7 protein-coding genes are annotated in these 9025 nt (G+C 72.4%); 2 read left to right on the top strand and 5 right to left on the bottom strand.

Annotated elements, in window-relative coordinates; all coding sequences use genetic code 11:
• The 4 genes from OO54_RS34350 to OO54_RS34335 form a co-directional block, all read right to left on the bottom strand.
• Positions 1–1235 (bottom strand): serine/threonine-protein kinase (locus tag OO54_RS34350; RefSeq protein WP_078905491.1); only part of this gene is annotated, 1235 nt, incomplete at its 3' end.
• 151 nt (positions 1236–1386) lie between these two features.
• Entirely contained in the window at positions 1387–2586 is a 1200-nt protein-coding gene (locus OO54_RS34345; protein ID WP_033210348.1) for a S8 family peptidase, read from the bottom strand.
• 247 nt (positions 2587–2833) lie between these two features.
• Complete coding sequence (locus OO54_RS34340) at positions 2834–4342, bottom strand: right-handed parallel beta-helix repeat-containing protein (protein WP_051787501.1); 1509 nt, start codon at positions 4340–4342, stop codon at positions 2834–2836.
• A gap of 124 nt (positions 4343–4466) precedes the next feature.
• Positions 4467–5972 carry a DUF1349 domain-containing protein gene (locus tag OO54_RS34335; protein ID WP_033210347.1) on the bottom strand — a complete coding sequence of 502 codons (1506 nt, stop codon included), beginning with the start codon at positions 5970–5972 and terminating at the stop codon, positions 4467–4469.
• A 148-nt stretch (positions 5973–6120) separates the two neighbouring features.
• On the opposite strand from OO54_RS34335, the gene OO54_RS34330 reads away from it, so the two are divergent.
• Positions 6121–7311 carry a sensor histidine kinase gene (locus OO54_RS34330; RefSeq protein ID WP_234439566.1) on the top strand — a complete coding sequence of 397 codons (1191 nt, stop codon included), beginning with the start codon at positions 6121–6123 and terminating at the stop codon, positions 7309–7311.
• On the top strand, positions 7308–7979 hold the full coding sequence (locus OO54_RS34325; RefSeq protein WP_033210345.1) for a response regulator transcription factor: 672 nt from the start codon (positions 7308–7310) through the stop codon (positions 7977–7979). The genes OO54_RS34330 and OO54_RS34325 overlap by 4 nt, the downstream gene beginning before the upstream one ends.
• 103 nt (positions 7980–8082) lie before the next feature.
• Here OO54_RS34325 and OO54_RS34320 read toward each other — a convergent pair whose 3' ends face one another.
• Entirely contained in the window at positions 8083–8979 is an 897-nt protein-coding gene (locus tag OO54_RS34320) for a hypothetical protein (protein WP_234439565.1), read from the bottom strand.
• Positions 8980–9025: the final 46 nt, after the last annotated feature.

Here is a 9025-nt window from a genome sequence, read left to right as displayed (position 1 = left end):
GTGGTGGGGGTGGGGGTGAGTTCGGTGTCGTGGGTCGGTGTGGAGTCGGGGGTCGCGGTCGGCGTGGGCGTTTCGGACGAGGCGGAGGGTTCGGGGGGCGCGGTGGGTGTCGGTGTCGGGGGCGGTGTGGCGCTCGGGTCCGGCGGGGACGTGGTCGGCGCGGTGTTCGTCGTCGCGAAGGCCTGGGCGGCCTGGTCCCCGTCCGACGGTTCGCCGCCGGCCCGTGCGGCGAGGGCGAGGAGGAGGGCCACGACGAGGGCGGCGGCTCCGGCCGGCAGGCCGCGCGGCAGGAGCCGGCGGGGGCGGGGCGTCGGCGGTGGGGTGAACGTCGACGTGGCGAGTGCGGTCGTGCCCTGCGCCGTGCCGCCGGAGGAGGGGAAGAGGAGGGGCAGGAGCGCGGCCAGGGCGGCGAGTCGGCCTCGTCCCCGCTCCTCCCAGTCGGGACCGTACGCGGCCGTGGCGACCGACTCCAGTTCGCTGACGAAGGCGTCAGCGTTCTCCGGCCGCTCGTGCGGGGCCTTGGCGAGGCCGCGGCGGATGAGCGGTCGCAGCGGCTCCGGTGCCTGTCCGTCCGGTACGGGTGCCTCCAGGTGCTGGAGGGCGAGTTCGGCGAAGTTGTCCCCGGCGAAGGGCTTGCGTCCGGTGAGGCACTCGAAGAAGGTCGCGGTCGCGGCGTAGACGTCGGCCGCGGGAGAGGCGGGCGCGCCGTTCCACTGCTCGGGCGCCATGTAGGCGGGGGTTCCGGCGATACCGGGCCTGCTGTCGCGTCCGGTCGCGATGCCGAAGTCGACCAGTTTCGAAGAGCCGTCGGCGGCGACTAGGACGTTCTCGGGCTTGTAGTCGCGGTGGACGACGCCGGCCCGGTGCGCGGCGGCGAGGCCGAGGAGTGAGCCCTTCAGCACCACGAGGGCGGCCTCGGGGCCGGTGGACCCCTCGCGGGCGAGGAGGGCACGCAGCGCGACGCCGTCCACCAGTTCCATGACGATGGCCGCGCCCTGGGGCGCCTCGACGTACTCGTAGAACCCGACGACGTACGGGGTGTCCAGGGTGCCGAGCAGCCGCGCCTCGGACCGGAAGCCGCGTACGAACGCCTCGTCCGAGCGGAGGCGCTCACCCAGGTACTTCACCGCCACCGGTACCCCGGTCGCGTCGTGCGTGGCCAGCACGACGCGCCCGCCGGCGCCCGCGCCCAGCTCCCGGGACTCCGTGTATCCCGGAATCACCCATGCGCTCATCCCCGTACCCCCCTCGGCGCGTGGCCGTCTTCGTCCACAGGGACAGATTCTCGCCACGGCCGGTTCCCGGGAACAGGGCGGGGGGCGGAAAAAGGGGACGGCCCCCCACGGGGTGGGGGGCCGTCGTGCGCGGTGCGCGCGGTGCGGGTCGTTACGGTGCCACCTTCAGGAGCTTGTTGGCGGTGCCGGAGGAGGCGTTCTTGATGGCGTCCGGGGTGGCCGCCCCGGTGAGCGCGGCGGCGGTGTCGGCAGGGGTGGCCGCCGGGTTGGCCGCCAGGTAGAGGGCGGCGGCGCCCGCCACGTGAGGTGCGGCCATGGAGGTGCCGGAGATCGTCTTGACGCCGGTGTCGCTGTCGTTCCAGGCCGACGTGATGTCCGATCCGGGGGCGTAGAGGTCCACCACGGCGCCGAAGTTCGAGAAGTCCGACTGTTCGTCGTCCTTGGTGCTGGACGCGACGGTGAGGGCTTCGGGGACCCGGGACGGCGAGCCCTGGCCGGCGTCGGAGGACTCGTTGCCGGCGGCGACCGCGAAGGTCACGCCGGAGGCGATGGCGCGCTGGACCGCGGCGTCGAGCGCTTCGTCGGCGCCGCCGCCGAGGCTCATGTTCGCGACCGAGGGTCCGGAGTGGTTCTTGGTCACCCAGTCGATGCCCGCGACGACCTGCTCGGTGGTGCCGGAGCCGTTGTCGTCGAGGACCCGCACGGCGACGATCTTCGCCTTCTTGGCGACTCCGTGGGAGGTGCCGGCGATGGTGCCCGCGACGTGGGTGCCGTGACCGTTGCCGTCGTCGGCCGTCTGGTCGTTGTCCACGGCGTCGAAGCCGTGGGCGGCCCGGCCGCCGAAGTCCTGGTGCGAGATCCGGACGCCGGTGTCGATGACGTACGCGGTGACGCCCTCTCCCCCGCCGTCCGGGTAGGCGTACTTCTCGTCGCCGGCCGTCTCCGCCTGGTCGATCCGGTCCAGGCCCCAGGACGGGGGCTTCTCCTGGGTCTCCTTGATGGTGAACCGCTTGTTCTGCACGACGGTTCCGACGGCGGGGTCGGCGGCGAGCCGCTTGGCCTCCTGGACGGTCAGGCCGGACGCGGAGAAGCCGTTGACCTCCGAGCCGTAGGACCGCTCGAGCGTGCCGCCGTACTTCTTCGCCAGGTCCTCCTTGTTCGCTGATGCGTCGAGGATGACGACGAAGCTGCCGGCCACGGCGCCGGGGGCGCCGAGTCCGTGCACGGTCCCCTCGGCCGGGGTGGAGGCCCCGGCGAGGTTGGTCGCGAACAGCGCCGCGGCTGCTGCGCCCGCCACACCTGTGGCTATGGCCGCGTTGCGAAGTCCGTGGGATCGCTTGTGAGTTGCCATGGAAGTGGTTCTCTCCTCGTGTTGACGTGTGGGGCGTCAAACGTTCGAGAGAACCCTGTGCGGGTTGGCAGGAGCAAATCAAGTGCGAACCGGCGGTACGGGTTATTCAACAAGCTTTCTCAAAGAGCTCTCCGCACCGCCTCCACGTCGCACACCTCCCCTCGCGAACTCCTCCCTGAAACAAGCACGTTCGCCAGGAGGGCTAGGGCCTGTCCGGCGGATCAGGGCCGGATAGGCCCTACAGGCCCTACAGGCCGGGGCCGTTGTAGGCGCCGCGGTGCGGCTTGGCGGTCGCGGACACCGCGTTGCCCCAGTAGTCGCGGCCTCCGCTGCCGCTGATCACGGAGCCGTTGCCGAGGGCCGGGGACGTCGAGCGCAGCTTGTAGCCGTCGACGGAGTGGATCGTGTCGCCGCCGGTGCCGGGGTTCACGAACTTCGGGTCGCCGACGATGCCGTTGGCGGTGGGCCGGGGCACGCCCTGGAAGACGTTCCACAGCCAGGAGATCCCGGAGCCGGTGGGGAGCCGGGAGTCGCCGGTGCCCACCCAGATGTTGTTCTCGACGACGCTCTCGTCGGGGAGGGTGATGTCGAACTTCTTGTCCGTGCAGTAGAGGACGTTGTTGTACATGTGCAGGGCGGAGCGGCCGGCGCTGACGCTGCTCATGCGGCAGTCGTTCTCGGAGATGTTGTAGCGGACGACCTGCTTGGCGGCGCCGATGGTGCCGCAGCCGTCGCAGTCGAGGAAGAAGCCGCCGATGTTGTCGCGGCTGAAGTTGTACTGAACCGTGCAGGTGCCGGTGTTGCCCCAGTCGCAGTCGAACGCCTGGCTGTCGGCGACGGACATCCGCGTGATGCCGTACACGGCGTTCTTCTGGATGGTCGGGTCGTGGTCGCCGAGCACCCATATGCCGGCGAAGTTGCCGCCGGAGAACGGGTACGCGCCGTTGCCGACGCCGGAGGCGGTGTTGTACTGGATCATGGGCGCGTTCGCGTAGCTGGCGATGATGCCGTCGCCGCCGACGTCCTTGACGGTGTTGTTCTCGATGAGCACGCCCGCGCCCTTGACCGCCATGGAGCCGACGCGGATCTTGAGGCCGCCGCCGCCCGTGTTGCTGATCTGGTTGTCGTGGACGTGGACGTCGTTGAGGGTCGAGTTCGCGCCGCTCGCGCCCGTGACGATGCCGGCGGACTGGACGAAGTCCTCGGTGGTGGGGCTGCTCTTGCTGGTCTGGCCGGCGACGCGGTCGATGACGAGACGGCCGATGTCGTAACCGCGGTGCGCCGTACCGTCGGTGGCCGAGATCCGCAGGCCGGTGCGGCGGGCGACGGAGGAGGCGGGGTTGGTCAGCTTCAGGTCGCTGATCCGCCAGTGGTCCTGGTTGGTCAGGGTCACGGCACTCGCCGCTCCGCCGCCGTCGATCACGGGCAGGGCTCCGGTGCCGTAGCCGGTGAGGGTGATGGGCGCGGCGGCCGTGCCGCTGCCCTGCGGGGCGAGGGAGCCGGTGCAGGTGGTGCCGGAGGCGAAGGCGAGCGTGTCGCCGGGGCCGTACGTCTTCGCGTTGGCCTGGGCGATGCTGTTGAAGGGCGAGGTCTGACTGCCGTCGCCCGCGGCCGTTCGCGAGCAGTCGACGTACGTGGTGGCGCCCTCGGCCGAGGCGGGCGCCTCGGCGAGGGCGACGGTGCCGACGAGGGCGAGGGTCGCGGCGATGAGGCCGCGACCCGACGCCTGGCGTACTCGGTTGGCTCTGGTGGTCATGAAGCGCGACACCTTTCTGACGGTCCGGTGCCGCCAGAAGTTAGGTGCGGTCGATGATCGAGTCAATGCAATCTTGTCGATTGATCGAATTTCGATCGTAGAGTGGGCGATTGGTCGATTTCTTCTACTCGTCGTGGTGGGGCAGGCGCTTCAGAGCGAGCGTCAGGAACACCGCCGCGTACGCGCCGAGCACCGCGAGACCGGCCCACCAGGGAAGCGGGAAGTAGCCGGTGGACGGCGCGTGATGGGCGACCACTTGGGGGTACGCGACGAGGCTCTGCTGGGTGGCGAAGCCGGCGGCCGGGGTGAGCCGCAGCAGCCACTGGGACACGGTGTCGGCGAGCAGCGGGAACGAGGTGACCACGTACGGGACCGCGACCGTCAGGACCACGACGGCGATCGCGATCCAGGCGCGCCGCAGGAGGGCGCCGAGGGCGAGGGCGAGCAGCGCGCAGAGGGCGAGCGCCAAGGCCGTGCCGACGACGACGCGCGCGCCGGTGAACGCGGACACCGCGAGGACGGGGATGCCGTTGCCCTTGAGGACGTTCGCGCCCACCGGGATCACGACGCCCAGGGAGAGGAGACCCGTCACGAAGGTGACGGCCGCGACGACGACGGCCTTCGCGGCGAGTTCCGCGCGGGTGACCGGCGGCCCGTCCTCCGGGTCGCGGCGGTACGCGGTGGTGGCGAACCGCACCGCGACCACGAGCACGACGAGCAGGGCGAGCGCCAGGCCGCCGAGGGTGCGTTCGACCGGGCGCGCGCCGTCCTCGGCACCCGCAGGTCCGATGTCGCCGGCTCCGGTGACGGTGATCGTGCCGTTCTTCTGCACCGCCCCCGACCGCGTCTGGTCCTTCTCCCAGTCGGTACGGTTCGCCTCGCCGACGGTCTCGTCCTTCCATCCCCCGGCCGCATCCGTGCCGGTGACGGTCACGTGGTCGAACGTGCCGCCGGCCTGGGTCCAGCGCACCTGTTCCGTGGCGCCGCCGAGCCCGACGGGCCGCAGGGTCAGATCGCCGGGAGAGGTGGCGAACAGGCCGACCTGCACGGTCGCGGGCAGCGCGGGCAGCGTCGCCTTGCCGACCGTCACCCAGCGCTCGCCGTCGGCGGACTCCTGGCCGGTGATCTCGTCACCCGCCCGGGTCAGCCGCAGCCAGCGCGGTGACCGGGCCGAGACCCCGCCACCGCTGCCCGCGACGTCGTGGAGGTAGTCGTACTGCATCCGTACGCCGTGGCCGCCGGTCAGCATCAGCGCCGCGTAGGCGGATCCCGGGCGGACACCGTCCTTGATGATGATCCCGGCCTTCGCCCACGGGACCAGGCCCGGGACGATCGTGTCGTGGGGCGGCGGCGGGTAGGTGATCGTGCCCGTCATGGACGTCATCCGGACCGTGATGCTGCCGTCCCGGCCGAGGTCCCGGTGCATGAAGGAGAACTGGTCGTTGACGAGAGTGCCGTCCGGGCCGGTCGGATCGACGGGGCACGGACCGTCGCAGGACGCGTGGTTGCCGTACGCGTAGACCAGGCCGAGGGCGATGACGGCCAGGGCCGCCAGGACCATGGCGACGAGTCGGCCCGGACGCCGGAAGCGGGTCCATTCCCGCCGGAGGTGTTCGTGGGTCTTCAGCATGGTTCCGGTTCTACGGAGGCGGCCGTAACAGGGGCCGAACCGCGCCTGTCATGACGCTGTTAGGTGCGGCACGGCATGCTGGGTCCGGCGCGGCCGGCTCCCTGCCGGTGTTCTCCGCCGCCGAACGCACGGGAAGAGGACCATGGGCATGCTGCGGCGCGGGACGGTCGGACGACGCTTCACGATCCTGTACGCGACCGGCTTCCTCGGTTCCGGAGTCCTGCTGCTCGCGCTGACCTACCTCATGTCCGGCGTGCGGCAGACGACGCTCGCCCCTGGACAGGCCCCGACGCCCGTCCCGACCGGCGAACCCGGCCTCGCCGCCGCCGAAGCGCACATCCGGGCCCTTGAGGCGCAGCTCGCGGACGTGCACGGGCAGCAGGAACGCCGGATGCTCCTCGGCTCGCTGGTCGCACTGGTGGTGGCGGCGGCGCTCTCGCTCCTGCTCGGCCGGATCCTGGCCGGCCGGGTCCTGCGCCCGCTGCGGCTGATCACCGCCGCGACGCGGCGGATCACGGCGGAGAACCTGCACGAGCGGCTCGCCGTCACCGGGCCGGACGACGAGGTCAAGGAACTCGCCGACACGGTCGACGACCTCCTCGAACGCCTCGAGGCGTCCTTCGACGCGCAGCGCCGCTTCGTCGGCAACGCCTCGCACGAACTGCGTACGCCCCTGGCGACGATCCGGGCCTCCCTCGACGTGGCCGTCGCCAAACCGGAACCCGCCGCCCAGACCGTCGCGCTCGCCGGCCGGATCCGCACCGAACTGGACCGCCTGGACCACCTCCTCGACGGCTTCCTCCTCCTCGCCCGCGCGCAGCACGGCGCCTTCGCCGACCGCACCCTGGTGTCGCTCGCGGAGCAGACGCGCGAGGCACTGGCCGACCGTGCCGCCGACATCGCCGCGAAGGGCCTGGTCCTCGACACCGACGTACGACCGGACGCCTGGGCGCGGGGCAGTGCGGTGCTGCTCTCCCGGATGGTGAGGAACCTCGTCGACAACGCGATCGTGCACAACGACGTGGACGGCCGGATCCGCGTCGCCACCGACGACGACGGCACCGGTGCCCGTCTCGTCGTGGAGTCCGGCGGGCCCCTCCTGGACCAGCGGGAGGTGGACCGCCTCGGGCGGCCGTTCGAGCGGCTGGGGGTCGCCCGCACCGGACCGGAGGGGAGCTCGGGCCTGGGGCTGTCGATCGTCGCCGCGATCGTCGCCGCGCACGACGGCCGTCTCGTGCTCCGGGCCCGGCCGGAGGGCGGCCTGCGCGTCGCGGTGACGCTGCCGCCGGCGGGCGGCCGGGTGGACCCCACCGCGAAGGTACGACAGGTGACGCCGTGAGGATCCTGGTCGTGGAGGACGCGCGGGCCCTCGCCGAGGTCGTCGCCGAGGGGCTGCGGGATCAGGGGATGGCCGTCGACCTCGCGTACGACGGCCTGGCCGCCGCCGCGAAGCTCGACCTCACCCCGTACGACGTGGTCGTCCTCGACCGCGACCTGCCCGGCATCCACGGCGACACGCTCTGCCGGATGATCACCGAACGGGACGACCGTCCGATGGTCCTGATGCTCACCGCCGCCGGAACGCCCGGCGACCGGGTCAGCGGGCTCACCCTCGGCGCCGACGACTACCTCGCCAAGCCCTTCCACTTCCCCGAGTTGGTCCTGCGCGTCCACGCCCTGGCCCGCCGCCGTCCGGCGGCCCGCCCCCGCACCCTCCGCGCCGCCGGACTGGAACTCGACCCGGTCCGCCGCACCTCGTCCCGCGACGGCCGCCCACTCGCCCTGTCCGTCAAGGAGTTCGCCGTCCTGGAGGCACTCCTGCGCGCCAGTCCCGGCTTCCTGAGCGCCGAGGAACTCCTGGAACAGGTCTGGGACGAGAACGCCGACCCGTTCACCAACACCGTGACCGTCACCGTCGGCCGGCTGCGCCGCAAGCTGGGCGCCCCGCCGGTCATCACCACGACGACCGGGGTGGGCTACCGCATCGCCGACGATCCGGCACGCTGACGCCCCCGGCCTGCCCCGCACGAGGGCAGCACCGCCCTGCCGCTGCTCGTCCCGACCTGCGCCACCGTCGCCGGGGCCACCGTCGCCAGGGGCCATCGCCGCCTCACCAACTCCCCTCGAAGAACGCCAGCAGCGCCGGGGCCGGGTCCGCCGCGGTACTCGTGTTCGCCACCGCGACCACCGTCGCGATCAGCGACGACGAAGCCCAGAGGACCGCGAACGACGCCCGGACACGCCTCGCCGGCCGATCGGCCGCCGTGGTCCCGCGCAGCCTCCGCCACGCGACCGCGCTCATGCCGAGGAGGACGACCGCCACGATCCCGGCGGCCACGGCCATCGCCACGTGGTACCGCGCGAAGTCGTCGATCATCACGCCGAGAGCGGGAGGGGTACGGCCTCCCGGAGGTGCGGGGTCGGCAAGTCCCCGCCTGACCTCCACGAGCGCGTCGGCGAGCGGCCCCTCGGCGGACGCGCCGGTCGGCAGCATCGGGAACAGGGAGGCGAACGGGGCCACCGCGCCCTGGACGTTGGCCATCACCATGGCGGCGGAGAACACCGCGAGCCCCGTGACGAGCACACCGGCCGACCCGAGTGCGACTCTCCTTCCCGCTCCGAGGCCACCGGCTTGCCGGGAGGCCGCCGGGAAGGCCTTCCAGAGCAGCACCGCGAGTACGGCGAGCGTCGCCAGCAGGAGCGCGGCGATCACGGCCTTGGTCACGTGATACCGGAACCAGTAGTCGACGACCCCCGCCATCCCCGGGGAGTGATCCCGCGCGCCGGAGCTCCAGTACGCGACGAACGCCTCGCGGAACGCCCGGGCGAGGCCGCGCCGGTCGACGGCGCCACCGCCGGAGCCGGTCGCCGCCAGTGTGCGGGGGAGGAGGACGAAGGCCGCGACGAGGGCCACGGCCAGGAAGCAGAGGGCGGCGACGGTACGGCGGGAGACGTCCGCCGATCGCCACGGTGCCGCGCGACCGGTGAGGTCGGGTGCTGAGGTCATGCCGACCACCGTCGCCCACCGGGCACACGTGGTCACCGGAGCAGGC

The sequence above is a fragment of the Streptomyces wedmorensis genome (assembly GCF_000716445.1).
Classification (GTDB): domain Bacteria; phylum Actinomycetota; class Actinomycetes; order Streptomycetales; family Streptomycetaceae; genus Streptomyces; species Streptomyces wedmorensis.
This window is presented reverse-complemented; position numbering and strand designations above follow the sequence as displayed.